This is a genomic window from Corynebacterium callunae DSM 20147 (genome assembly GCF_000344785.1).
Classification (GTDB): Bacteria; Actinomycetota; Actinomycetes; order Mycobacteriales; family Mycobacteriaceae; genus Corynebacterium; species Corynebacterium callunae.
The window spans coordinates 399670-425430 of record NC_020506.1; the positions used below are offsets into that span (position 1 = coordinate 399670).

Consider the following 25761-nt stretch of genomic DNA (forward strand, 5'->3'; position numbering starts at 1 on the left):
AGGTGGGCACTTTTCTTGCTTTCGTTTTGGGCGTGGTCCTCATGGGCCTCGCCCTACCTGCGTATTCCCGAATCAAGGACAGACTGCGCCGCCACAAATCAGCAATTACCCTTTCTCAAAATCAGGTAACCACGGTGGGCCAGGTCTTGCACCTAGCCATTCAGGGCTCACCAACTGGCATCACCGTTGTGGACCGCACCGGTGATGTCATCCTTTCCAATGGCAGTGCCCATGAGCTGGGCATTGTCCACGAGCGCACGGTTGACAATGAAGTGTGGCGCGTGGCCCAGGAAGCTTTCCAGGACCAAGAAACCCATTCTTTAGATGTTTATCCAGATAAAAACCCGCGTCGCCCGGGCAACCGCATCACTGCAGTGCAGGCCGTAGTTAAACCCCTAACGCTTATCGACGACCGCTTTGTGATCATCTACGCAACCGATGAATCCGAAAATGTGCGTATGGAATCCGCTCGCCGTGACTTCGTAGCCAATGTCTCCCATGAACTTAAAACCCCTGTTGGTGGCATGGCTCTATTGGCTGAAGCGCTGATGGAATCCTCCGATGACCCTGAACAAGTGGTTTATTTTGGATCCCGACTCCACCGCGAAGCTCACCGCATGGCGGATATGATCAACGAGCTCATCTCCCTTTCCAAGCTGCAGGGTGCTGAACGACTCCCCGATATGGAACCCGTCAAAGTGGATTCCATCATCGACGAAGCCATCGAAAGAACCCAACTTGCCGCCGACAATGCAAATATCGAAATTGTCCGTGGTGATCGCACCGGAGTCTGGGTGGAAGCCGATCGTTCCCTCCTGGTTACTGCTGTAGCTAATTTGATCAGCAACGCAATTAACTATTCCCCCAAGTCAGTGCCGGTTTCTGTATCCCAAAGCATCCGTAACAACGTGGTGATGATCCGAGTTACTGACCGTGGCATCGGAATTGCACCCGAAGATCAGGGCCGCGTTTTTGAAAGATTCTTCCGCGTGGACAAAGCTCGTTCCCGACAAACCGGCGGAACTGGCCTTGGCCTGGCTATTGTTAAGCATGTGATGGCCAATCATGGCGGTAGTATTAGTTTGTGGTCGCGTCCAGGAACTGGCTCCACATTCACGCTCGAACTTCCTGTCTATCAACCAGAGTCCAAGGAACCGGCTGAAGCTAAGCAGGGTCCAAGTTTAGACTCACCAATTCGCACGACTGCGTCCAGAAATTCGGGACGCCGAAAGGAAAAATCATGACGACAATCCTGATCGTTGAAGATGAGGAATCGTTGGCGGATCCTTTGGCCTTCCTTCTCCGCAAAGAAGGTTTTGACACCATCATCGCAGGTGACGGCCCTACAGCTCTTGTAGAATTCAGCCGCAATGATGTTGACATCGTGCTTTTGGATCTTATGCTTCCCGGAATGTCCGGCACTGACGTTTGCAAAGAACTCCGTACCGTCTCTACTGTCCCGGTAATTATGGTGACTGCCCGCGACTCTGAGATCGATAAAGTTGTGGGTCTAGAGCTCGGCGCCGATGACTATGTGACCAAGCCATATTCCTCACGCGAGCTCATCGCCCGTATCCGTGCAGTACTGCGCCGCCGTGGAGTTTCGGAAAGCGAAGCCGAAGAGGTTGATGACGATCAAATCCTCGAAGGTGGCAGGGTAAGAATGGACGTTGACAGCCACACAGTCAGCGTTGATGGCAAGCCAGTCAGCATGCCTTTGAAGGAATTTGATCTTTTGGAGTATTTGCTGCGCAATGCTGGCCGAGTACTCACCCGCGGCCAGCTTATTGACCGCATTTGGGGCGCAGATTATGTCGGCGACACCAAAACCCTCGATGTTCACGTCAAGCGATTGCGTTCCAAGATCGAAGAAGAGCCTTCTCGCCCCCGTTACCTAGTAACTGTGCGTGGCCTGGGCTATAAATTCGAGCTCTAACCCCATAAAGCGTGCCGATTTACGCAAATATGCAATAACGAACGTGTATTCGTCGTAAATTGGCACGATATTTGGGTCTAGATGGTGCCGATTTACGAAGAAAAGCACTAGACCAGACGGTTTTAGGGCACATCGGCACGACTGTTGAATAAAATTCGAAATCAGGTTCTAAAAGTAGCGCTTTATATGGCTGTTTAAGCGCCTAAATCTGTGGTCCCAATATAAAAGTTCATCCGGGGTGGGAACCGAGCTGAGACGCGCGCAGTCCAAATAGGTATGGGGGATTACCTATTTTTCAGACATCCAGTGCGCTATAGAGAAGTAGCAGCAGAAATTTCCAAAAAAGAGTTCTATCGGCATTTCACGAAGGTCATAGGAAACGTCTATCTGCGCAATGATCTCTTATCGAAGCGGCATAATTTGTCATTAGCACTGCTCAAACGCTATCCCGATGGGGTACTAAGGGGCTTTGCTGCGCTGCAATATCGCGGATATGAGTTGCTCGATGAGAATTGGAAGCCAATCATCACCGTTTCTTCCCAAGATGGCAAGCCTAAAAATGACCTTGTCAAAGTGATTCGGCGTAAAAATCCTGATGAATTACAAAAAGTTAAGGGATATTCGCTGGTCACTGATGCCCAAGCCTTAGTTGATATTGTCTCGATGCCGGAAACTGCGATGAAGTTTGAGGAACAGGTGGCTTTGCTTGATCACCTGCTGCGACAAAACCCATATTTGCGCACTGAGCTGGGAAAACATGAGTGTTTAAAAGAGCTTTTGGAATACTCAAATATCTTTGCAGAATCACGTCCGGAATCGATAGTTAGGGTACGTCTGCAAAAAGCCGGGATGGGCACGTTTGTGACGCAATTTAGGGTGGAGTATCAGGAGCGACGGTATTTTTTAGACCTAGCTGATCCATATTCTTTTGTGGGCATTGAATACCAAGGAATCTGGCACTTTAATTCCAAACAGCGTGCTGATGATATAGATCGCAAAAATGATTTGGCAGACGCAGGTTGGACAGTATTTGAAATTTCTGCAGAGACACTTCATGACAAAAAGCGTTTTGCCGACATTTGTCAGAGAATCAAGAACATCAGAAAAGCCAGAATGGCCGAGCGACAGCGGAGACTTCCGCTTTCTCGGCCACTGAATGGGGATGAATTTTAGCTAATTGCTTCCAGTGGCGAAATCTTGGAAGCCCTATTGGCAGGGATCAAAGCGGCTATGGCGCCTACTGCAATGGTGGCCAGCAGCATCAGGGTGATCTGTGTCCATGGTAGTTCTACTGGCGCCATGCCTTTAGACCGCAGGGAGCTCACAATTGCCCAACCGGTGAAAGTGCCCATCAACAGTCCGCTAAACGCGCCATGGATAGACAAAATGACAGATTCCAAGGTGACCATGCGACGGATTTGTCCACGTTGCATACCAGTTGCTCGCAAAATGCCAATTTCTCGAGTGCGTTCGCTGAGTGACAAAATTAGGGTATTCACAATGCCCAATACTGCGATGATGACAGCAAGTGCTAGCAGACCGTAGACAATTCCCAGGAGTTGGTTAATTTGGGTTCCTAGGCTGCTGCGGAATTCTTCATTGGATTTCACCTGCACGATGAGGAAGGAAGAAACTGCCGCAGTAAGGTTTTCACGGAGATCAGCATCAGAAATGGTGCCGTCGCTAGTAATAAACACCTGGGAGCGGTGATAATCCGCGGGATTGGTGACAACTCTTTGAGTCGCAGCGTAATTCACTACCAAATGCCCGAGCAGATTCGTTTCGGCATAAATGCCGGTAATGGGAACCAAAATGCCATCTTCGGAGCCATAAGGGGTGACGGGGATTTCATCGCCCACTTTGAGATCTGATTGATCTGCATAGGTGGTGGAGATCATTGCGCCGGGCTTTTTATCATCAAATGCCTCGCCGGAACGCACAGCTAGATCCATAAAATGCCCGATATCGCCATCAAAGACGGTGGTTGATTCATTATCCCAACGGTTTGCGGCGAGCTCGCCTGTCATCAAGGTGCCTACTTCGGCAACTCCTGGAACGTCTTCGGCTTTATCTGCAACGCCTGCGGACATGGACAAGGAGCGTGATCCGCCAGCAGGTTGGCCGGGGACCATCGTTCCGCCGATGGTGTCGAGGACAAAAGAAGCCTTGATGGAGGATTCCATGGATCCAAAGACACTGGCGCGGGTGGTCGCGCCAATAACACCAACGCAGGCAACCAGGCCCACACTTAAGGTCACCGCAAGTGCGGTTGTTGCTGATCGACGCGGGTTTCTTAAGGTGTTGCGCTGTGCCAGTTTGCCCACAGCTCTAAAAGGAGCCATCAAAATGACGCCTAAGGTACGCCCGGTAATGATGATCAAGCTGGGGCCACTGAGAGAAATTGAGAGGAAGACCAGTAGGGTGCCGGCACCAATTAGGGCCATGCGTGGTTCGGTGCCAAGCTCGCCACCATTCACTGCAGACACCAGGGCGCCAGCAATGGTTAAGGCAATTCCGGCAGTCATAGTGATTGCACCGGCAATGTTTTTAAGCATGCCAAGGGCCGTACTGCGGGAGTCGGAAGATTGGAAGGCCTGCACCGGTGGCAGATTGCCAGCGCGGTGAGCTGGGGCAATAGCACTCAAGACAGTTGCAGCGACGGCGAAAACCAGTGGGAAAATAAAAGAGCTGGGGTTATATGAGATTCCGATAGAAGAGAGCGAATCGCCCCATCTATTGAGAAATTGCACCAGCGCATTGACTACGGCAAATCCCAAAGCGATGCCGATGAGCCCACCGATCGCGCCGATGAAAACTGCTTCCATCACCACGGAGAAACCGATTTGGAAGGAGGACACACCGATGGAACGCAGCAACGCGAATTCACTGGTGCGCTGCGCCACGATCATGGCGAAGGTATTGGCGATGATGAAAGAACCAACAATCAGGGCGATGGCCGCAAAAGCGATGAGGATATAGGTCATAAACTCAAGCTGTTTGGTGGTATCACCAGTGGTTTCTTCAATAATTTGCTGGGGGAGCAGGGGCATAAGATCGCGGTGGCTTTTGCCAATACGATTGCGCACCGCCATTGGATCGGCACCATCTTTAACGGCAATGGTGATCTGGCTGGCGTGGGTTCCATTGGTAAAAAGCTCAATATAACGAGATTCAGAAAAGCCCACTCCGATCCAGCCGGCGACATCGGAATTAGATTCAAAAATGCCAGCAAGGGTTGCGTCGATACGCTCAGTCGGGGTGACAACAGTAACCTTGTCGCCCACGCTGAGGTTGCCACGCTCGGCGGCGGAGGTATTGACAATGATTTCATTGTCGCCATTGGGGGCGCTGCCCTCGACAATTGTAGGCTCGGGGGAGACCCATTTATTGGGTGGATAAACCGCAAAAGGATGGGTGCCGGAGCTGCCGGCCTGCAAGGGCTGACCATTGGAGTTAGTAAGGATCAGCGCCGACTGGCCGGTCATGGTGGTGCCAGAGGGGGTACCGGGACCATCGCCAATGATGTTGACGGCGCGGACTTCGGGGTAACTCGAGATTTCTGAGATTACCTCGAAGGGAACCCCATCAGGATTATTTTGCTGAGCGATCACACCGAGATCCACACCCTCAACGCCGGCATCCACAATGGAGGAAAAGGTGCGCTCCAGGGAATTGGTGAGCAGCAAAGAGCCACACAAAAATGCGGTGCCCAAAACCACGGACAGCACTGTCAGCAACATTCGAAGCTTATTGGCAATAACAGAGCGCCAAGTAATGGTGCGCAGCGGGGAATTTAAAAACGCCTTGGCGGAAATGAGGATGGTGCGTAAACCAGGATCTCGGCGAGAGATAGCTGCCTCCAGACGTTTTGTCGGTAATTTTTAGGGTCGATTCAGTTTAACCGCGAGGGTAGACACGGATGTTACTCAACTACCTTTGCGTTCGAATCAGCAACAGGGACAACAACAGTAGCCGGATGCTGAGAACGCAAATGTGCTGGTATTGCGCTGCGGGCCACCAAATATTCTCGCAGCATGTCAAATGCGGCATCACCCATGAGTGCGCGCATTTCATTTTCCTGGGTTTGCCACATTGGTGAACCGCCGGCATGGCAACGTGGGGAAGTGGTGCAGTACCAATCGAAGTCCTCGCCACCGTTTCCCCAGCCACGGCGGTTGTATTCGGTGATGGTGGTGCGCAAAATCTGGTGCCCATCGGGGCGCTCTTCCCAGTCCTCTAAGCGTCGCAAAGGCAACTGCCAGCACACTTCGGGCTTGACCACGGTGAGATCTTGTCCGGTTTCTGCACCCCATTGGTGGAGCGCGCATCCAGCGCCGGTTTCCCAGCCCACACGATTGGCAAAAATACAAGCGCCTTCAATCGTCACGGTTTTTAGAGCTGGTTCTGGATTGCCATCTTCATCATCAAGCTCATCCCATTCCAACCAGGGCTCCAAGTCCACGCCATCTGAGGTGGCTAAATAGGAATCGGTGGTGTCTGGTCGGAGCTGCCAATATTTTGCGGGCATCATGGCGACGGCATCATAAAGCTGATCGCGGTCGGTTTCATCGGAGAGGAAAGCGCCGTGGACGCAGCAGCCAACGCTGGGGTTTGTAGCATCAATGCCTAAACAATCGGGGGTACCAAAGGTGCAATTCCAATGGGATTCAATCCACGTTAAATCGATGCTAAAAACATGATCTGGATCGGCTGGATCAGCGAATTCATACCATTCACGTGGGAAATCAGGGGCGAGCTCCTCACCGGAACGGATGGATGCAGCAGCGGGGGAGGACTCGGGGAATCCTAAAAAAATTGGAGTTGAGTTTGGCCGATTCACACTTTGTCACCCTAGACCGTCTAACCTTTAAGTGTGAGATTAGGTGTATTAGATGTGGGCAGCAATACTGTCCACCTAGTTGCAGTAGATGCGCGTCCCGGTGGACATCCAACCCCGATGAGCAATTGGCGTACGCCTTTGCGTCTGGTGGAGCTCCTCGATGCCGATGGCGCGATCTCAGAAAAAGGCATTAACAAGCTAACCGCTGCGGTTGCAGAGGCTGCAGATTTGGCAAAGACGCTGGGCTGCGCTGAGTTGATGCCTTTTGCCACTTCCGCGGTGAGATCGGCCACCAATGGCGATGCAGTGCTTGATCACGTGGAAAAGGAAACCGGCGTGCGCCTGGATATCCTTTCCGGTGAGGATGAAGCACGGCTGACTTTCCTTGCGGTACGTCGCTGGTATGGCTGGTCAGCGGGTCGAATCACCAACCTAGATATTGGTGGCGGCTCGCTAGAGCTGTCTTCTGGCACCGATGAATCCCCTGATATGGCTTTCTCTTTGGACCTGGGTGCGGGCCGTTTGACGCACAACTGGTTTGATACTGATCCACCGTCACGTAAGAAAATTAACCTCTTGCGCGATTACATTGACGCAGAGCTTGCAGCACCTACTCGTCAGATGCGCACCTTAGGGCCAGCGCGGGTGGCAGTAGGTACTTCTAAGACCTTCCGTACCTTGGCACGCTTGACTGGTGCCGCGCCGTCTTCCGCTGGACCCCATGTCACCCGTACACTAACAGCGCCAGGCTTAAGGCAGCTGATTGCTTTTATCTCACGCATGACTGCTGCTGACCGCGCTGAGCTGGAAGGTATTAGTGCGGATCGCTCCCACCAGATTGTGGCGGGTGCATTAGTTGCGGAAGCTGCAATGCGTGCGTTGGATATTGAGAAGGTAGAAATTTGTCCATGGGCGCTGCGTGAAGGCGCGATTCTAACCAGAATCGACAAAGGTCTCGAATAATTATTAAGGAAAGGAGTTGGCGAACATGAGCGAAGAAAAACTCACAGTCGCTGAGCTGATGGCGCGTGCTTCCAAGGAAGGGCAAACCAATGACGCTCCCCGTCGTCGTAGACGTCGCAGTCTTGAAGATGGTGGCGTTTCAGTTGCCGAGTTGACCGGCTCCATTCCTGCGGTCAAAGAAAAGCCCGCGGAGTCTCGACACTCTGCAGTGCCAATTGATGCCCCAGCGGAAAACACTGAGCTTGTCGACGAAACCCCCCAGGTGGCAACCGAGGCTGTAAAGGTCGAGGAAAAAGCGCCGGCAGCGCCCGTCGAAAAGCAAGAGGCCAAGGCGCGCCCAGCGCCGAGCAATGAAGAGACCATGGTCTTGAGCATTGTTGATGAGAAGGATCCAATCCGCCTGACCACTGGTGCTTTCCCGGTGGTCCCGGCTGCTGCGGCAAAGCCTGCGGTCCAGCCTGATTTTGCGGAGGAGCCAGCTGACGTCTCTGAGACCACCCAGATGGCTGCAATCACCGACACTGACACTCATGCTGCCATTGAGGTTGAGGAAGAGACTGCAGAAGTAACCGAGTCCACCGAGGGCAAGATGTCTGTTTTTGCCATCATCCTCATGGCAATCGTTGGAGTCGTGCTTGGCGTTGTGGTCTTTATGGGCTTTGAGATGCTCTGGGGCCGTCTAAATAACTGGCTAGTTGCCGTGCTTGCAATCGCTGTGACCCTCGGTATGGTGGGAATTATTCACGCTATCCGCACCTCACGCGATGGTTTTAGCATGTTCCTAGCGGGCGTCGTTGGTCTGGTTATGACCTTCGGTCCCCTCCTAATTGTCATGTAATTAGCCCCCAAAGCTGCACAACTGGGGTGGTTAGTGGCAGTGTGGGGGACATGACAAATATTGCTGTAATTGGTGGCGGTCAGATCGGCGAGGCTTTGGTCTCCGGTTTGGTCGCAGCAAACACCAACCCTTTGAATATTCGAGTGACCAACCGCAATGAAGAACGCGGCAAAGAACTCCATAAGCGTTATGGCATTGTCAATCTCACCGATAACGCTCAGGCTGTTGATGAAGCCGATGTAGTGTTCCTCTGCGTTAAGCCCAAGGGCATTCTCGATGTCATTTCCGAGATCACCGCAACCCTGGACAATAACTCCGCACAAAGCGTGATTGTGAGCATGGCAGCTGGCATCAGCATCGGCGCCATGGAAGAAAACGCCTCCGCTGGACTGCCAGTGGTGCGCGTGATGCCAAATACCCCGATGCTGGTCCGCAAGGGCATGAGCACCGTAACTCCCGGCCGCCACGTCTCCAAAGAACAACTTGAGCAGGTCAAGGAATTGCTGGGCACCGTCGGCCACGTGGTGGAAGTTGCAGAATCCGATCTTGATGCCGTCACCGCTATGTCCGGATCTTCACCCGCCTACCTCTTCCTGGTAACAGAGGCGCTTATCGACGCCGGGGTCAACCTAGGATTGTCGCGTGCAACCGCCAAGGAACTTGCGGTTGCAGCTTTTGAGGGTGCGGCCACCATGATGCAGGAAACCGGCACAGAACCTGCCGTCCTGCGCGCTGGAGTGTCCTCGCCGGCAGGCACCACCGTTGCTGCCATTCGCGAGCTGGAGGAGAGCGGCCTGCGCGGTGCTTTCTACCGAGCCGCCCAAAAGTGCGCTGAACGCTCCGCAGAATTAGGCAAGCAATAACGTTATTGCCCTGTTATCGGCCCGTTGTCTGGGGTGAATTTTCAAGAAAACGATTTTTTCACCACAGGCACGTGACCTGGCTTTTCACTTAAGCCACATTGTGTCCCGGGGGAATCTTCCGCGTGTTTAAGCAACAATTGTCGCACTGATAACAAAAATCACGCTAAGCTGAACCAGGCAAAAGCGTGATCCTACTGCGGGAGGGGAAGCCTGCAGCGCGCACTTTGCTGAAGGGTAGTGATAGTTATGGCTAGAGAAGATAATGGAACCTTTTTGACGGTTGCTGAGGTCGCGGAGATTATGCGCGTATCCAAGATGACCGTCTACCGGCTAGTTCACTCTGGTGAGTTGCCAGCGGTTCGCGTGGGACGCTCATTTCGCGTTCATGAAAAGGCTGTTAATGAATACTTGGATTCCTCCTTTTACGAGGCTGGATAAATCCACGTTTGGCATAATTGCCTTTTCTAGAAAACCTCTTTAGGTATTTACCGGAAGCAAATTCCGGCAGCTACCTAGAGAGGTTTTTCTTTTTGGCAGTACCGATTTTTGGTGCTTAATGGCCTTAAATGTAAGATAGAACAATCGTGCCAGCGCACACCCTTGGATTAACCATCGCGGAAACTCCGGTGGTGTACCTCCGAAAGTGCACTTCGGCAACAAGTGCTGGCAGGTTTGTACGTACAACATCTATCAAAGCGAGGGAAACCGTAATGGGTTCTGTCATCAAGAAGCGCCGTAAGCGCATGTCCAAGAAGAAGCACCGCAAGATGCTGCGTCGTACTCGCGTTCAGCGTAGAAAATTGGGCAAGTAAATCTTGTGCAAAATACCGCCTGCACACTCTTCGGAGTGGGCAGGCGGTATTTTTTATTTCTGCAGGCTTTTCTTAATGCGCCAGCCGGTCACGCTAAAAGCTGCAGTGGCTAAGGCTGGTAGACCATAAGCGCGGGCTGCTTTACGCAGGCTGCGGAAGTCTCGGACTGCCCAGCCACGCTTGATGGCCTCCGCGCGGAGCTTCTTATCGGGATTCACGGCCACCGCGGTGCCCACCATGGACAGCATGGGGAGATCGTTAATAGAGTCTGAGTAGGCCGTACAGCGCGCTAGATCCAGCTTCTCAATAGAAGCTAGGGCAGCCACTGCATGGCGCTTGCCAGGGCCGTGCAGGATATCTCCCACTAAACGACCAGTGAAGATGCCATCCTTAGCCTCTGCAACTGTGCCAATAGCACCAGTAAAACCCAGCCGCTTGGCCAAGATCTGAGCTAATTGCACCGGAGTGGCAGAAACCAGCCACACTTGATGGCCGGCCGCAATATGCATATCAGCCAGTTGTTTGGTGCCCGGCCACAGCTTTTCCGCCATGTGGTTATCAACAATTTCCTCACAAAGCTCCACCAGCTCTGCCACGGAACGGCCCTTAATAAACTCCAGCGCTTGGAGGCGGCCCTGTGCCACATCCTCGGCATTTTCTGAGCCGGTAACCTTAAACTTCAATTGCTTCCAGGCCACCGGCAGGATTTCACGAACCTTGAAGAACTTCTTTCGGAACAGTCCCTGGGCAAAAACAATGAGCGAAGACCCCTGAATAAGGGTGTTATCCACATCAAAAAATGCAGCTGCTCCTATGTCTTGGGGCACATCTGGATCAGGGGAGCTGACATGGAAAGCTCCGGCGGCCTCGATTGCACCTGTGACTGAATCCACTCCGGCATGGAAATCATCAAGCTCCAGCCCATAAATTGAAGCCACCGCCTGAGTGGCCGCGGCCTCTCCGGCCAGGCGCTGAGTTTTTTCGTCGATAGGCGGAATAGCATGATCTTCCAGGAAGCGACGCAAGTTTCCCCTGGTGGAGCTCCAGCTGGCGAGGAAATCTTCCGGTGTGCCGACCGTTTCAAAATCCCAATTGCCAAAAGTGCTGTCGGAGCTCATGAGATGACTAAAACCTTCCCTGTGCCGCGTGTATAACAACGCTGGGCGAATGTGGCCAAGGTCACCAACTCAAAGCCTTAACCTGAGGCTTTGAATGGTGTTATTGACCGAAGTGAGTATCGTATCCATGGTAAAGCTTTTGGGATTCCTCTGCTTGCGGAGGGCATCAAAATTCAAAGAAGGGCAGCGTTTACCTGTGTCTCTAGAGTCAACGTCACATACCGTGGACATCATTGTGCGCGATAACTGCGGCTCCTGTGTGCGGGTAAAAGCGCAGATTCTGCCCATTTTGCAGGCTGCTGGAATCGAATTACAAGAACACAATGTGGATCAAGATCCTGCACTCAAAATCGAATTTGGGGATCGTGTTCCAGTGATTTTGGTTGACGACGAAGAGTTCTCGGCATGGGAAGTTGATAACGACGACTTAGCCAATGCTTTGTTGTGATGACCGCGATTGAACGCTACGTTGAATTAAATAACAAAGATTCATTCTTTTGGTGGATCAACAACTCCGTTGAAAGTCGGGTGTAATGGTGAGTGTGCTCATTGTGGGAATGTCCCACAGGTCAGCACCGGTGGCGCTCTTAGAGCGCCTAAGTATGGACGATTCGGTTCGTGGTGAAACAACACAGGCATTGCTGGGGCGCGCCTCACTGTCAGAGGCAATGATTGTCTCTACGTGTAACCGCCTGGAGGTCTACACCGTAACCAATAGTTTCCACACCGGCGTTAATGATGTTGTCGAGGTCTTGCACGAGGTCAGTGGCGTAGATATTGAAACTCTGCGCGGCTACCTTTATGTACGCTATGCCGACGCCGCCGCTGAACACATGCTGGTTGTTACCTCCGGCCTGGACTCCATGGTGGTTGGCGAACAACAAATCATTGGCCAAGTTCGCAACGCTTATCAAGCAGCAAGTGCCTCCGGTTCCGTCGGACCTGCACTGCACTCCCTGGCACAAACCGCACTGCACACCGGCAAGCGTGTACACACCGAAACCAATATCGATGACGCTGGCGCTTCCATGGTGTCCTTCGCTATTGATCAAGCACTGGCACAAATGGGCATTGACCCTGCCTCTGAAAAGCCACTAGCTGGCAAAACTGCGCTGGTTTTGGGCGCAGGTGCGATGAGTTCTTTGGCAGCTACCCACCTGGGTAAAGCCGGAATTGATCGCCTTGTATTGGCAAACCGCACCCGCGAGCGCGCCGAACGCATGGCTCAGCACTCCGAAGAAGCTGGAGTTGCAGCCGAGGTTATTGACTTCGAAGAACGTACCTTTGTACTAAATCGCGTGGACATGGTGGTTTCTGCAACCGGTGCCGATGACTTCACCATCAAGCCCAGCGATATCCCTGTTGACGCTGCATTGATGCTGGTAGACCTTTCCATGCCACGCGATATTGACGATGCCTGCACCGAGATTCCAGGTGTTGATCTGGTTAATATTGAGCGCCTGCACAAAACCAATAGGGAAGATCCATCCGCAAATTCCCCTCGCGAAGCCGATGCCTTGGCAATCGTCCGCGAAGAACTCGAGGCTTTTACCTCTGAGCAGCGCATTCGCGATATCGTCCCGGCTGTTTCTGCACTGCGCAAACAAGCAGCCGACGTCGGAACCGAAGAGCTGGAAAGGCTTCGTCAGCGCGCGCCGGGAATCTCCGAAGATGACTGGGCAGAAGTAAATCGCACCGTGCGTCGTGTCGTCGACAAGCTTCTGCACCAGCCCACTGTGCGGGTAAAGGAACTGGCCGCCCGCTCCGGCACTGTCTCTTATGATTCTGCTTTGCAGGAGCTCTTTGGTTTGGAGGCCGTGATCACCAACGCAGCGCCTTCGACGACTTCCGTTAACGCCTCGGAACTGCCCGATGCGGGTATCGTCGCCTTTGTTAACTCAACTTCTGCAGGACAAACCAGGGAGTAACATGACCTTAAAAATCGGTACTCGAGGATCAAAGCTAGCCACCACCCAGGCTGGCCATATGCGTGACCAGCTCAAATACTTTGGTCGCGACGCAGAGCTACATATTGTTACCACCCCTGGCGATCTCAATATGTCCCCCGTGGAACGCATCGGTGTTGGCGTATTTACCCAAGCGCTGCGCGACGTCTTGGAAAAAGGCGAATGCGATATCGCCGTGCACTCCATGAAAGATCTGCCCACCGCAGCCGATCCTCGTTTCCACCTGGTTGTTCCCACCCGCGCAGATTCCCGCGAAGCCCTCATTGCCCGCGATGGCCTGACTCTTTCCGAGTTGCCAGAAGGTGCAAAAGTAGGAACTTCTGCGCCTCGCCGCGTTTCTCAACTGCGTGCATTGCGTCCTGACCTGGAGATTTTGCCACTGCGCGGAAATATCGACACCCGCATGGGCAAAGTGACCTCCGGCGAACTCGATGCCGTCATGCTGGCATACGCTGGGCTTACCCGAGTTGGAATGCAAGACCGCGCCACCGAAGTTTTTGATCCCGACGTCATCATGCCTGCTCCTGCGCAGGGTGCACTTGCCATTGAATGCCGTGCTGACGATACCGAAACCATCCGCGCTCTCAATATGCTCATGCATGCAGACACCTATGTCTCCGCCATCGCAGAACGCACCGTTTTGAATAGGCTGGAAGCAGGCTGCACCGCTCCAGTAGCAGCTCATGCCACACTCGGAGGATATTCCGGCGACACCATGACCCTTACTGCAGGTGTTTTTGCACTCGACGGTTCCCGCCAGCTTGTATTCACTGTTGAAGGTGACGGCGCACGCCCTGAAGAGCTTGGTGAACTGGTCGCTGCACAGCTTATTTCCGAAGGCGCTGCTGAGCTTTTGTAATTTCTTTGCGGGTTCCGTGGTGTTTTGGAACTCTAGCAGCGCTTTTGCTGGGCCTTTGCTGAGCTTTTGCAGGATGGGAAATGCTCGGCCTGCTTCGCCGCCCCGAACTTGCCTGAAATGGCTGGGGTTTGTCCAAGAATCGCCTTGAAAATGCCCCAAACTGGGCTCGAACTAGCTCCGGACTGGGCCTGGACTTGGCCCGGAAGCGCCAAGGCGTGCGAATTTACGCAAGTTTCAGTACTTGGGGGTCTGTTTTGCGTAAATCGGGATCAAAATCAGCCCAGAGTGGTCCCGATTTACGCAAACTGATACGCCTCCTGGCATATTTTGCGTAAATCGGCACGCTCGATGAATAAAACTCAAAGTTAGCCCTAAAAGCCCAGGTGCTATATGGCCTTCTGAGGCCTTGAAATACCTTGAACCATACTCTGGCTAGCTTGGGATGTTTAGGGTCCTTAAATCGCCTTCTCTGGAGTAGCTCGTTCGGACCCAAAATCCTCACTGCCGCCGCGCCAGCCACGCCAGGAACAGCGCCAGCCCCCGCAGCATCGTCACGCGGAAAATTACATGTATTTTAAGAATTTTTTCTGCAACACTTAAGTTTCTGCCAGTTTGAGAGGCACAATTCGTGCCAGAATTGTGTAAAAGCCAGAGCAGCCGAGACTTTCGGTAGAAAAGAGAATTAGTGTCGTGGCTGAGCTAAAGATTAATGACAACAATGTCACCGTGCATCTTTCCTGGTGGGAGAAGATCGGCGCGCGCCGTAGCCATTTGACGGTTCCACGTCGCGCAATCCGCGAAATTAAAGTTGTGGACAATGTCATTGATGCAGTGGATATTCCTCTAAAGAGGGCAGGGCGAATTCGTATCCCAGGTGTTTTTGTCGTGGGAACCCGGGCTTATACAACTCAAAAAGTTGATGAGGTTTGCCGGGAGAATGAGTTCTCTGTTTGCCGCAAAAATGAGCCTGGCCTGGTTATTGAGCTGGAAAATATCAGCATTGACCGCATTGTTATTTCTACGCCTAATGCGCAACGTTATGCTCGTGAGCTCGCCACAGCACGTTAATAATCCAATAAGTAATAAATAGGTACACTCGGGTCTTGTAATTCTTGTAACGAACCACAATTTTTGAGGAGAGTTCAATGGCCAAGAACATTCTTGTTATTTCAACGGAATTTGGTACCGAGCGCGATGAGCTGACAGTGCCAGTTGAGAAGCTTAAGGAACTGGGACACCAGGTTACGGTGGCAACTCCGACCGGCAAGCCAGTACAGACAGTCTTGGGGGATAAGGACTGGGACTTTGTTTTCCCTGCTGACGCCACTATTCAAGAGGTTGGCGCAGAGAAATTTGATGTTATTGTGCTGCCGGGTGGCACTGTGAATGCTGATCAGGCGCGCATTAACACCGATATTCAGGCGATACTCAAGGCGCAAGCTGCGGGTGGGCGCGCGATTGCGGCTATCTGTCACGCACCCTGGGTGCTTATCGACGCAACCCTCGCTCCCAAGAAGAATCTCACCTCCTACACCAGCATCAAGATTGATCTGGAAAATGCTGGCGCACAATGGAGCGACGTTCCTGTAAAGGTGTGTAATGCTGGCGATTGGAAGCTCATTACTTCCCGCAATCCTGGTGATCTTGAGGAATTTGTCGCAGCAATCGATCAGGCTTAGCAATCCCTTTGGTAGGCGAGCAGTATCCTAAAGTCATAAGACTGCCTAGTGAAGGAATGGAATTTCATGCCCGGAAAAATCTTGCTGCTTAATGGACCAAACCTCAACATGCTGGGACTGCGTGAACCAGATATTTATGGACACGACACCCTCGAGGACGTCGTTGCTTTGGCCTCCGCAGAAGCTTCAAAGTATGGGCTAGAGATTGACGCACTGCAAAGCAATCACGAGGGTGATCTCATCGATGCACTGCACAAAGCTCGCGGCACTCACCTCGGTTGTGTGATTAATCCCGGCGGTTTGACCCATACCTCGGTTGCTTTGCTGGATGCGGTTAAGGCCTCTGACCTGCTAACTGTTGAGGTGCACATTAGCAATCCTCATGCTCGCGAAGAATTCCGCCACCATTCCTATATTTCGCTCGCCGCCATCGCCGTTTTTGCTGGCGCCGGTATCCAGGGATACCGCTACGCTGTTGACTTGCTGGCGACCAGGGCACAGGCCTAGCGCTTTTCGACGGATGCTGGTGGCGCTTTAGCGCCCCCGCTGGGATTTTTCCCTATCGATAGCATCCTTTGCTTCTTTCAACCCAGCACCAGTTATTTCGCGATGCCTCTTAATCGCAGCAATTTCCTTGCCGTCATTTAACAGGGCAAGTACCTCAGGATGTAAAGCTGAGGTGCGTGGCATGAGCGATCGCGGAATGCTGGGCTGAAGCTCGGTTGCTTGCAACAATTGATCAATGAGCTGTTGTTGACGTGCAGCGGTTTCTTCTAAGGCGCTGATTCTAAGTTTGAGGGACTGAATTTCTGCGTCATTTTTGCCGAACATGAACCCCTTTATACCAGGGGCTGATTTAATTTGATGTTCATTGTGAAATCTCGCAGAGTGAGAAAAAGTTGCTGCCCCCGCAGTATCAACAAAGTGTGGCCAATATGGCATTAGAGCCCTCAATGGTATGGCAAATTGAGGCTGTGAACTGCATGTTTGGGGAAAATTAGGGACCTAATGTGTGCTGCAAATTGGGGGTTTGATAAAAGCAGCACTAACAGCCGTTTTCCTAAAATGGCGTCACTGAATTATCGTGTATATACCACACGTTAAACGCCCAATAAGAGGGTGGTCACTTTTGGCCACACCGGCGGGGATCATTAGAGATCGCTGCATTTTAGTTGGGCGTGAAATTGTGCGCCGACCAGTTACGTCCTCATCCGGATGCGGTCAGTGTGCATCATCAACTTCTGTGCAAACCGGATCTTCAGATTCGGCTTTTTTCTTGTTGATGATGCATGTTGGTCGCTTTCGAGACAAGAACTAGAAAAGATATTGATGACTATCGCCCAAAAGGCCGAGATGGCTGATACCAGCGGGATCGAAACCAGCCAGGTTTCCGAGACCTCCGGGGTTGAAACGCCCGTAACAGGAAAATTGCGTCCTGTTGCGTCGCATGATGAACAAGCGGAAGAGTTACTTCCAGGCAAGGTCATTTTTGTTGGAGCAGGGCCGGGTAATCCAGATCTGCTGACGGTTCGTGCGCGCGAAGTACTTGGAAACACAGTCCGAGCAATTACTGATGAACAAGTACTTGAGGGAGTGCGTGCTTTTGTAGCCACGGAAATCCCAGTTCCTGAGGATAAACTTCAGGAAGCAGAAGATGCCTATGAAGCTATGTGCATTGCTGCCAAAGAAGCTGGTGCCCGCCGTAAACCAGCACGTCCAGCACCTCCAACTGCCGCTGAAATTGTTGAGGTCACGGAATCCAATCCAGCCGAGATTGTCTCTCTAGTTAAAGAGGCAATGTCGCACGGTGGAGATGTCATTCGCCTTGTTACCGGTAATCCTTTAAGCAGTGATTCTGTTTTGGCGGAAATCTCCGCTGTTTCTGCAGCAGGATTTGAATTCCAGGTTGTTCCAGGAATGTCACTTCCGGCTACGGTTCCTGCTTTTGCGGGCATTGCATTGGGCTCTACTTATACCGAAACCGATGTTAATGGCGTTGACATTGACTGGGATCAGCTGGTCAGCGCTCCGCAGCCTTTGGTTTTGCAGGCCCGTGAGCAAGATTTGGGGCGCATTGCTGATGAGCTTAAGTCCCGCAATATGCCAACAGATACGCCAGTTTCTGTCACTGCGCACGGTACAACCCGTTTGCAGCGCACCTATGACACCACTCTGGCGGGCTTGGCCAAGCTTGATGGTGAATTAACTGGACCTTTGGTTGTCACCCTTGGAAAAGGCGTGGATGATCGCGCTAAGTATTCCTGGTGGGAAAACCGTGCCCTTTATGGTTGGCGAGTTCTAGTCCCGCGTGCCAAGAACCAGGCCGCGTCTATGAGCGAGCGCCTGAGCAGCCATGGTGCAATTCCAATGGAAGTGCCCACCATTTCTGTCGAGCCACCTCGTAACCCTGCACAAATGGAACGCGCAGTAAAGGGAATCGTTGAGGGTCGCTATCAGTGGGTAGTGCTTACCAGCGTTAATGCTGTTAAAGCAGTGTGGGAAAAGATTTCAGAATTTGGTCTCGATTCACGATCTTTCGCCGGTGTGCGTATTGCTGCAGTTGGTGAAAAAACCGCTGCGGAGATCCGTGCCTTGGGTATTACTCCTGAGCTTTTGCCACCACGGACTCGTCAAAACGCAAAGGGCCTGGTTGAGGTCTTCCCTGAGTATGTTGAAGAGCTTGACCCCGTAGGTCGGGTTTTGTTGCCTCGCGCTGACATTGCCACCGACGTCTTGGTTGATGGTCTGAGCGAACTCGGCTGGGAAGTGGAGGATGTGGTTGCTTACCGCACCGTCCGCGCTGCGCCTCCAAGTGCGGAAATCCGCGACATGATCAAAACCGGTGGCTTTGATGCCGTGGCTTTTACCTCTTCTTCAACGGTGAAAAACCTAGTCGGAATTGCTGGAAAGCCACATCAGCGCACCATTATTGCCTGCATTGGGCCGATGACTGCAGCTACAGCTGAAGAATTGGGCCTGCGCGTAGATGTAATTCCAGAGGTCGCAGAGGTTCCAGATCTTATCGATGCACTTGCCGAGCATGTGGCTCATTTGCGAGCTATTGATCAGCTTCCACCTGCACGTAAGAAGCGCCGGCGTCGTAAAGCTTCTTAAAAGAAGTTTTTGAGTAGGGTGTTGTCCATGGACATCCAGCAACTCGACGCAGAAACAAATGCATGGAAAGACAGCCTCCTGCGCACCGCGCGGGAGGCTGGATTTACGCTTGCAGCCCCTCAGATCTATGAAGATTTTGAAACCACAGTTGCGCAATATAAAGAATCAGCGGCGCAGCAACCAGATTTAGATGTCACGGATCTCCAACAAATGTTTGGAGTTGTGGTGGGGGAGTTTCTGCGCCAGGAAATTGGCATGGAGTGGGCCGTAATCACTGATGAATATGGCACTGACTTGGCTATTATTTCCGAAGCTCAGGATGGCTCTTATGTTTATTCCTGCCCAATTGTGGTGGTGGGCAAAAGATTTTCTCCTGATTATGAAAAAGGACAGCTAGAGGGCTTTTGCAATCAATTTATTGCTACCTCAAAAGCACGTTTAGCAGCCCGCTAGCCCCGTTTTGAGCAAAGCGTGTCCACCCCAGTCTCTATGATGGGATAAGACCTAAAAATGAACGTGAAAGAAGGATCAACCATGAGTGAATTTAATGATTACTCCCAGCACCTTATTCGCCGCCCACGCCGTTTGCGCAGTAACCCTGCAATGCGGGAATTAGTAGCAGAAACTTCTTTGCGTCCGGCCGACCTCATCCTGCCGATGTTTATCGCTGACGGCATCACCGAGCCACGCGAAATTACCTCCATGCCTGGAGTTTTTAACCACACCAAGGATTCCCTGCTCAAAGCTGCACATGAGGCGCTGGATGCGGGTGTGCGCTGCGTGGATCTCTTTGGTGTGCCAGTGGATGCAGATAAGGATGCCACCGGTTCTCAGGCCTGGGCGGAAGACGGCATTTTGAATGTCGGATTAACCGCGCTGCGTGAGGAATTTGGCGATGACCTCATGGTCATGGCTGATACCTGCTTGGATGAATTCACCGATCATGGCCATTGCGGTGTGGTGAGCTTGGATCGTTATGGCAACGCTGTGGTTGATAATGACGCCACCCTGCCTCTTTACCAGCAGATGGCCGTTGCCCAGGCTAAGGCTGGAGCTCACATTATTAGCCCTTCCGGAATGATGGATGGCCAGATTGCGGCTATTCGTGGCGCACTTGATGCTGAGGGCTTTGAAGATGTCGCCATTATGGCTTATTCCGCAAAGTATGCTTCTTCCTTCTTTGGTCCCTTCCGCGAGGCCGTGGGTTCCTCCCTCGAAGGCGATCGTCGTACCTACCAGCAGGATCCTGCCAACCTGCGCGAGTCACTCCTCGAAGTTGAGCTTGATATCGCAGAGGGTGCAGACTTTGTCATGGTCAAGCCTGCATTGCCATATTTGGACGTGCTTACCCGCGTTGCAGAAGCTTCTCCGGTCCCAGTTGCTGCGTATCAGGTGTCTGGCGAATATGCCATGATTCAGGCAGCGGGACTTAATGGATGGATTGATACCGAGGCTGTCATGATGGAATCCTTGATCTCCATTAAGCGCGCTGGTGCCAACCAGATTCTTACCTACTTCGCTACTGAAGCAGCCCGCAAACTGCGCTAACACCGGAGTTTAGAAACACGTCAACTAAACTAGGACTCCTATGAGTATTCTTCCCAACCTCACTCCCAAAAAATCCTCCACCCCCAGCCCGGTAGAGGATAAAGAGCAGCGCACTCAGCCTGCTCATAAAGGTGATGGTGGCACCAAGGGCGAAACACTCCAATTGTTGTTCAAGGTGTGGGCGGTGATGATCGGTCTGGAGCTAATCCACCAGATCTTCAATGTGGTCATGACGTTTATGGATCCCGCAGCCTTGCGCGCAGTGGCTGCTGAACAAGCCACCGCAGAAGGTTTGTCGGAGTCCATGGTTGATGCCACTGTCCTTGCCGCCACCTTGGTGATGGGCTTGATTAACCTCATTGTCATCGCGATTCTGGCGTGGATGGTGGTGGTAGTTAAAAAACACACCAAACGCACACCCACGGCATTTATGTTGCTGACTATCTTCAGCTTCTTCTTTATGCTGCGTACCCTCATGCTTTTCTTCGCATCCCCGGGTGCCATGGACATCCCCATCGCACTTTATGCCGTTGACGGCTGCATCCAAATCCTCATCGGCGTCAGCGCCGGCATAGCCTATGCACTCTCGCGCAGCGATGAGTCCATCAAATGGCTAAACGATTCCCCAAAACCTTAAAAACCACGCTTTTCGACGGAGCTTCCCATGCCGAGTATGTTCCCTTCACCCGCCACGGGCGGCGACGATATTAATCGCCGACCAGTCCACGAACCTTCAGCGGCAGACGGCACCATGCCAAAGTTGCTCAAAGCCGTGTTCTGGATGCTCTTAGCAACTGCAGCTTTTATGATCCTCACTGGCCTCATTTTGTATACTGCCGGCTACACGGGCCCCGCGGACATGGATGAGAGCTACAAAGAAGCGGTGGTAAACAACCAGAAGTTCATTGGTGGAATTAACGCTTTTGCGGGTGTGGTGATCGCAGCCCTGACGTCGCAGCTGCCCCGTGGAGGTAAGACCCCACGCCGCGTGCTCTTGGCATTAATGATGCTGGTGGTTCTTGTTGATCTGCTATCTTTTGCCACCCGTGCAGGTGGCTTTGCTTTGGGAATTATCGCTGTGCTCTTGGCTTTGGAAGCGCTGTTACTTTTTAGGCCTTCCATTAGCGATCACATCGATCGAAACCATATGGCGCGAGTAATGAACCAAAGAAAATAGGGTTTGCTGCTTATACTGTGGTGTCATTAAGCTAATCGCTTTTGTCCCTCTCTCACCCAAGAAAGTTGATTGTGAGCACCCCGGAGCACCAAGAGGTGGAAAACGCAGTTGATTCCGCCATCAACGACGCTAAATCAGCCGCCCTTAAGGCTGGCATCGGCATGCGGACAAAAGCTGAGGATGAAGACGAAGCCTTATTAGATCTTGGGTCTAAAGTCTCGATGGGCTTTGAACTAGAAGGTCTTGAAGGGGCACCGTCACTGGTAGCTGTGGAAAAGGCATTGGAAGAAATTCCCGGTGTCTCAACAAGAATTATTTACCCCACTGCAACTGCCTGGATTACTGCCACCGATCGGCTCGATCCAGAGACAATCATTAGTGTCTTTGCCACTTTTGGTATCAAAGCGCAGCTTTCAAACTCTTCACTTTTGCGCCGTCACCAACGCTTAAGCGCAGAAGCCGGCCGTGAGGCACGCGTTGAGAGATTTCGTTCCCGGATGGAATCCAATCGCATTAGTCCACGTGTACGCAGGCATAACCGTGAAGAACTGCTGGCAGCGTTAAAAGCCCGCGAAAGTGGCTGGATTAAACGCAAACATAAGAGCACCGAAGCCGGCGACCTCAATATGACGGGTGATGTGCTTTTTACCGCCCGTGCGCTAATTACGCCTTTACGTTTATGGGTATGTTTGCCTTTGACGTTGATAGTGCTGGTGTTGTCTTTTAAAACTTCGCTGCAATTTGATTATTGGCAGTGGTTGGTTGCTGTTCTGGCACTGCCGGTGGTGACTTGGGGTGCTTGGCCCTTCCACCGAGCTGCAGCTGGAGGTATTCGACGTGGTATTTCTGCGCTAGATGCGACCAGCTCAGTGGCGATTATTGCTGCCTATTTGTGGTCGATCGCCATGTTGTTATTCCAAACCCCAGGTGAACCTGGATGGCGCTCCTATCCTGCGTGGTTTGCTTTTAACTATGGCACTCTCACCCAAAATGAGATTTATTTTGACGTAGCCTGTGGAATGACAGTCTTGCTCTTGGCGGGGCGTTTGCTTACTCGTCGCACCAGCCGAACCAGTTTGTTGGCAGAGCTTGACCGGCTACAAGTTGATCCCCAACGTATTGTCACCGTGGTTCGCAAACACCGTATGAGCCGTGTTGTGGAAGAGCTGCAAATTCCAGTGCAGGAAGTACGCGTAAGTGATGACGTCATCATTCCGGCAAATACGATGATTCCGGTTGATGGAATGGTAATTGGTGGAAAATCCAAGATCGCTGCCAGCATCATCATGGGTGAGGATGCTCGCGAGGTCAAGGTAAATGACAAAGTTACCGCGGCCAGCCTCAACCTGGAAGCAGAACTGAAAATCCGTGTGATGCGCACCGGACACCGCACCAAAATTGCCGCTGTGCACCGCTGGGTCAAAGAATCCACAATGCGAGAAAACCGCCACAATCGTGCGTCGATAAGATCTGCAGGAACCCTGGTTCCTGTTGCCTTTACTATCGCGGTGGTGGACTTTGCCCTGTGGGCGCTGATTTCTGGAAATATTTATGCAGCTTTTACCACCACTCTCGCGGTCCTGGCCTGTGTTGCTCCGGTAGCGCTGGCGCTGTCGGCCCCGCTGGCAACCAAAAATATTATTGAAGCCGCAGCTCGCGGCGGCATGCTGGTGCGCAGCGGTGAAATTTTCCGCGTTCTTGATGACGTGGACACTGCCGTTTTTAACCGCGTGGGCACCCTGACTGATGGTCAGATGATGGTGGAAACCGTCACTGCTGACAAGGGTGAAGATGCCGAATTAGTGTTGCGCGTCGCCGGCGCACTGGCTATGGAATCTCCGCACGCTGTGTCCCAGGCACTGGTGAAGGCCGCCCGCGAAGCCCGTGATGCCGGTGCCGGTGGCGAGAACATTCCGCACTGGATTGAAGTGGGAAATGTAGAAATCACCGAAGAAGGAAGCTTCCTCGGCAATATTGAGATCCCCATGGCTAACTCTTCCGGTCAGCTGAAGATGCGTTCAGTGGAAGCGATGTTGTGGCGCCCGCGTTCTATGACCGAGGTGCGAGCAACCCTGAGCCCTCGTCTAACCGCAGCGGCAATCTCTGGCGGTGCACCACTGATTGTGCGATGGAAGGGTAAAGACCGCGGAGTCATCACTCTCAATGACCATGTGCGTCCCGATGCAGCCGATGCCATTATCGATATTGAAGAACAAGGCATTGAAACCATGATGCTCTCGCGCGACACTTATCCGGTGGCACGCCGTTACGCTGACAGTTTGGGCATCACCCATGTGTTGGCAGGCATCGCGCCGGGTAAAAAGCCACAGGCGGTGCGCGCTGTGCACACCCGTGGATCAACCGTTGCGATGATTGGCGATGGTTCCGTCTTGGACTGTCTCAGAGTTGCCGACGTCGGAATTTTGATGGGCGTGGATAACCCACGGGAGCTGCGCGATGATTCCGATGATCCAGCAGCGGACGTGGTGTTGCTGCGCGAGGAAGTTTCCTCGGTACCGCATCTTTTCACCTTGGCGCGTCGATACGCAAAATTGGTCAATGGAAACCTGTCCCTGGCCTGGGGTTATAACGCAGTGGCCATGTTGATGGCCATTTCGGGTGTCTTGCACCCGATGGCGGCAACGGTGTTCATGCTGACCTCCTCGCTCCTTATTGAGTGGCGCTCTGGGCGCGCTCGCCGCTACTAATAAAACCTGCCACCGCACAATGCGTGGACTTTAGGGCGGGCGTAGTGCACAATCTCAGCCCCCGATATCCACCCTTTTATTGATGAAAATCTCCTTAATTAGGTGTGGCTTCTTTCCCAAATTTCCTTCAATGGGGCAAGATTAAGCCCATGTCTTCTCACTCCGTTTCGGCCACACGCCGAGTTTTGCACAATGCACCTTTATTAGATGCCATCAACGGCAAAACCCCCACCCGCACCCCAGTGTGGTTTATGCGCCAGGCCGGGCGCTCCCTTCCGGAATATAAAAAAGTCCGCGAGGGAATCGGCATGTTGGACTCTTGTTTCATGCCGGAACTTTTGGCTGAAATCACCTTGCAGCCAGTGCGTCGCCACGATGTAGACGCTGCAATTTTGTTCTCTGACATTGTGGTTCCACTACGCGCTGCAGGCGTAGCCGTAGAAATTGTGCCCGGTCGTGGCCCAGTTCTCGACGCTCCTATCCGCACCCGCGAGGATGTTTCAAACCTGCCAATTTTGGATGTCGATGTTCCTGAGGTTGCTGCGGGAATTGGCATTATCTTGAAAGAACTAAATGAACAGCAAGCTCTCATCGGTTTTGCAGGTGCACCATTCACCCTGGCCAGCTACCTGGTTGAGGGCGGACCTTCCAAAAACCACGAGAAGACCAAAGCAATGATGCATGGCGATCCAGAAACCTGGCACGCACTCATGCAGCGTTTGGTTCCAACCATCGTTAACTTCCTCAAAGTCCAAATTGACGCTGGCATTGATGCCATGCAGCTCTTTGATTCTTGGGCAGGCTTCCTCACCGAACGTGATTACACCGAATTTGTATTGCCTTATTCCACCGAGATTCTCCAGGAAATTGAGCAGTACGCAATCCCCCGAATCCACTTTGGAGTGGGCACCGGCGAAATCCTCGGCGCGATGAGCCGTGCAGGTTCTGAGGTCATGGGTGTGGATTGGCGCGTGCCTTTGGACAAAGCAGCAGAGCGCATTGCTGCAGTCTCCGGACCAAAGGTATTGCAGGGTAACCTGGACCCTGCATTGTTGTTTGCAGGTACCGACCCACTAACCCGGGAGGTTGCCCGTATTAAGGCGGAGGCTGCCACAGCCATTGCCGCTGGAAATGCCACCGGCCATATCTTCAACCTGGGACATGGCGTACTGCCAAACACCGTGGCAGAAGATATTACAGAGGCGATTTCAATCATTCACGCCTAAAGAAAGTGGATCTAGCGTCAGGCGGAGTGTTCCTGTCACTAGATGCGCAGTGTTAATAAGGTGATTTTTCGCCCCAAGTACCGCTAAAGTACCTCGCTGATTTAAGGAAGTTT

25 protein-coding genes are annotated in these 25761 nt (G+C 52.5%); 21 read left to right on the plus strand and 4 right to left on the minus strand.

Annotation, left to right across the window (positions count from 1 at the left end):
* The first annotated feature begins 2 nt into the window (after window positions 1-2).
* From H924_RS01815 to H924_RS01825, 3 genes are all read left to right on the plus strand, one after another.
* Window positions 3-1244: a sensor histidine kinase gene (locus tag H924_RS01815; protein WP_015650260.1), complete on the plus strand. Its 1242-nt coding sequence runs from the start codon at window positions 3-5 to the stop codon at window positions 1242-1244.
* Window positions 1241-1936, plus strand: coding sequence for a response regulator transcription factor (locus tag H924_RS01820; protein WP_015650261.1), 696 nt, complete (start codon window positions 1241-1243; stop codon window positions 1934-1936). The genes H924_RS01815 and H924_RS01820 overlap by 4 nt, the downstream gene beginning before the upstream one ends.
* 276 nt (window positions 1937-2212) lie before the next feature.
* Window positions 2213-3109, plus strand: coding sequence for a hypothetical protein (locus tag H924_RS01825; protein ID WP_015650262.1), 897 nt, complete (start codon window positions 2213-2215; stop codon window positions 3107-3109).
* On the opposite strand, the gene H924_RS01830 is transcribed toward H924_RS01825, so the two are convergent.
* Complete coding sequence (locus H924_RS01830; RefSeq protein ID WP_015650263.1) at window positions 3106-5676, minus strand: ABC transporter permease; 2571 nt, start codon at window positions 5674-5676, stop codon at window positions 3106-3108. The two genes, H924_RS01825 and H924_RS01830, sit on opposite strands and share 4 nt — an antisense overlap.
* Window positions 5677-5858: 182 nt before the next feature.
* Window positions 5859-6776 (minus strand): hypothetical protein, encoded by a 918-nt coding sequence (locus H924_RS01835; RefSeq protein ID WP_015650264.1) that lies wholly within the window; start codon window positions 6774-6776, stop codon window positions 5859-5861.
* Between the two features lie 33 nt (window positions 6777-6809).
* Between H924_RS01835 and H924_RS01840 the strand changes: the two genes are divergently transcribed.
* The 5 genes from H924_RS01840 (at window position 6810) to H924_RS13795 (ending at window position 10252) form a co-directional block, all read left to right on the plus strand.
* Entirely contained in the window at window positions 6810-7739 is a 930-nt protein-coding gene (locus H924_RS01840; RefSeq protein WP_035108047.1) for a Ppx/GppA phosphatase family protein, read from the plus strand.
* Window positions 7740-7764: 25 nt separating this feature from the next.
* The gene (locus tag H924_RS01845) at window positions 7765-8577 is read left to right on the plus strand and encodes a hypothetical protein (protein ID WP_015650266.1); all 813 of its coding nucleotides are present in this window, start codon (window positions 7765-7767) and stop codon (window positions 8575-8577) included.
* A gap of 50 nt (window positions 8578-8627) precedes the next feature.
* Window positions 8628-9440, plus strand: coding sequence for a pyrroline-5-carboxylate reductase (gene proC, locus H924_RS01850; protein WP_015650267.1), 813 nt, complete (start codon window positions 8628-8630; stop codon window positions 9438-9440).
* Between the two features lie 246 nt (window positions 9441-9686).
* Window positions 9687-9878: a helix-turn-helix domain-containing protein gene (locus tag H924_RS01855; RefSeq protein WP_003855509.1), complete on the plus strand. Its 192-nt coding sequence runs from the start codon at window positions 9687-9689 to the stop codon at window positions 9876-9878.
* A 272-nt stretch (window positions 9879-10150) separates the two neighbouring features.
* A complete protein-coding gene (locus H924_RS13795) occupies window positions 10151-10252 on the plus strand; it encodes a 30S ribosomal protein bS22 (RefSeq protein ID WP_003855542.1) in 102 nt (33 codons plus the stop codon).
* 53 nt (window positions 10253-10305) lie between these two features.
* Here H924_RS13795 and H924_RS01860 read toward each other — a convergent pair whose 3' ends face one another.
* Window positions 10306-11370: an HAD-IB family hydrolase gene (locus H924_RS01860; protein ID WP_015650268.1), complete on the minus strand. Its 1065-nt coding sequence runs from the start codon at window positions 11368-11370 to the stop codon at window positions 10306-10308.
* Window positions 11371-11566: 196 nt separating this feature from the next.
* Between H924_RS01860 and H924_RS01865 the strand changes: the two genes are divergently transcribed.
* From H924_RS01865 to H924_RS01890, 6 genes are all read left to right on the plus strand, one after another.
* The gene (locus H924_RS01865) at window positions 11567-11818 is read left to right on the plus strand and encodes a glutaredoxin family protein (RefSeq protein WP_035108048.1); all 252 of its coding nucleotides are present in this window, start codon (window positions 11567-11569) and stop codon (window positions 11816-11818) included.
* 88 nt (window positions 11819-11906) lie between these two features.
* Window positions 11907-13298, plus strand: a complete 1392-nt coding sequence (locus H924_RS01870; RefSeq protein ID WP_029703857.1) for a glutamyl-tRNA reductase — start codon at window positions 11907-11909, stop codon at window positions 13296-13298.
* 1 nt (window position 13299) lies between these two features.
* On the plus strand, window positions 13300-14196 hold the full coding sequence (hemC, locus tag H924_RS01875) for a hydroxymethylbilane synthase (RefSeq protein WP_015650271.1): 897 nt from the start codon (window positions 13300-13302) through the stop codon (window positions 14194-14196).
* Between the two features lie 690 nt (window positions 14197-14886).
* Window positions 14887-15264, plus strand: a complete 378-nt coding sequence (locus H924_RS01880) for a hypothetical protein (RefSeq protein ID WP_015650272.1) — start codon at window positions 14887-14889, stop codon at window positions 15262-15264.
* Between the two features lie 77 nt (window positions 15265-15341).
* Window positions 15342-15875: a DJ-1/PfpI/YhbO family deglycase/protease gene (locus tag H924_RS01885; protein ID WP_015650273.1), complete on the plus strand. Its 534-nt coding sequence runs from the start codon at window positions 15342-15344 to the stop codon at window positions 15873-15875.
* A gap of 66 nt (window positions 15876-15941) precedes the next feature.
* A complete protein-coding gene (locus tag H924_RS01890) occupies window positions 15942-16382 on the plus strand; it encodes a type II 3-dehydroquinate dehydratase (RefSeq protein ID WP_015650274.1) in 441 nt (146 codons plus the stop codon).
* A gap of 27 nt (window positions 16383-16409) precedes the next feature.
* Here H924_RS01890 and H924_RS01895 read toward each other — a convergent pair whose 3' ends face one another.
* Entirely contained in the window at window positions 16410-16706 is a 297-nt protein-coding gene (locus H924_RS01895; RefSeq protein WP_015650275.1) for a ribosomal protein L7/L12, read from the minus strand.
* 498 nt (window positions 16707-17204) lie between these two features.
* On the opposite strand from H924_RS01895, the gene H924_RS01900 reads away from it, so the two are divergent.
* The 7 genes from H924_RS01900 to hemE all read left to right on the plus strand — a co-directional run bounded on the left by H924_RS01900 (window position 17205) and on the right by hemE (window position 25648).
* Window positions 17205-18989 (plus strand): bifunctional uroporphyrinogen-III C-methyltransferase/uroporphyrinogen-III synthase, encoded by a 1785-nt coding sequence (locus H924_RS01900; RefSeq protein WP_015650276.1) that lies wholly within the window; start codon window positions 17205-17207, stop codon window positions 18987-18989.
* 27 nt (window positions 18990-19016) lie between these two features.
* The gene (locus H924_RS01905) at window positions 19017-19442 is read left to right on the plus strand and encodes a DUF3806 domain-containing protein (RefSeq protein ID WP_015650277.1); all 426 of its coding nucleotides are present in this window, start codon (window positions 19017-19019) and stop codon (window positions 19440-19442) included.
* Window positions 19443-19523: 81 nt separating this feature from the next.
* On the plus strand, window positions 19524-20537 hold the full coding sequence (gene hemB / locus H924_RS01910) for a porphobilinogen synthase (protein WP_015650278.1): 1014 nt from the start codon (window positions 19524-19526) through the stop codon (window positions 20535-20537).
* A gap of 40 nt (window positions 20538-20577) precedes the next feature.
* Complete coding sequence (locus H924_RS01915; RefSeq protein ID WP_015650279.1) at window positions 20578-21174, plus strand: hypothetical protein; 597 nt, start codon at window positions 20578-20580, stop codon at window positions 21172-21174.
* Between the two features lie 27 nt (window positions 21175-21201).
* Window positions 21202-21714 carry a hypothetical protein gene (locus tag H924_RS01920; RefSeq protein ID WP_029703861.1) on the plus strand — a complete coding sequence of 171 codons (513 nt, stop codon included), beginning with the start codon at window positions 21202-21204 and terminating at the stop codon, window positions 21712-21714.
* Between the two features lie 71 nt (window positions 21715-21785).
* Complete coding sequence (locus H924_RS01925) at window positions 21786-24422, plus strand: heavy metal translocating P-type ATPase (RefSeq protein ID WP_015650281.1); 2637 nt, start codon at window positions 21786-21788, stop codon at window positions 24420-24422.
* A 149-nt stretch (window positions 24423-24571) separates the two neighbouring features.
* A complete protein-coding gene (hemE, locus tag H924_RS01930) occupies window positions 24572-25648 on the plus strand; it encodes a uroporphyrinogen decarboxylase (RefSeq protein ID WP_015650282.1) in 1077 nt (358 codons plus the stop codon).
* The last annotated feature ends 113 nt before the right edge of the window (window positions 25649-25761 follow it).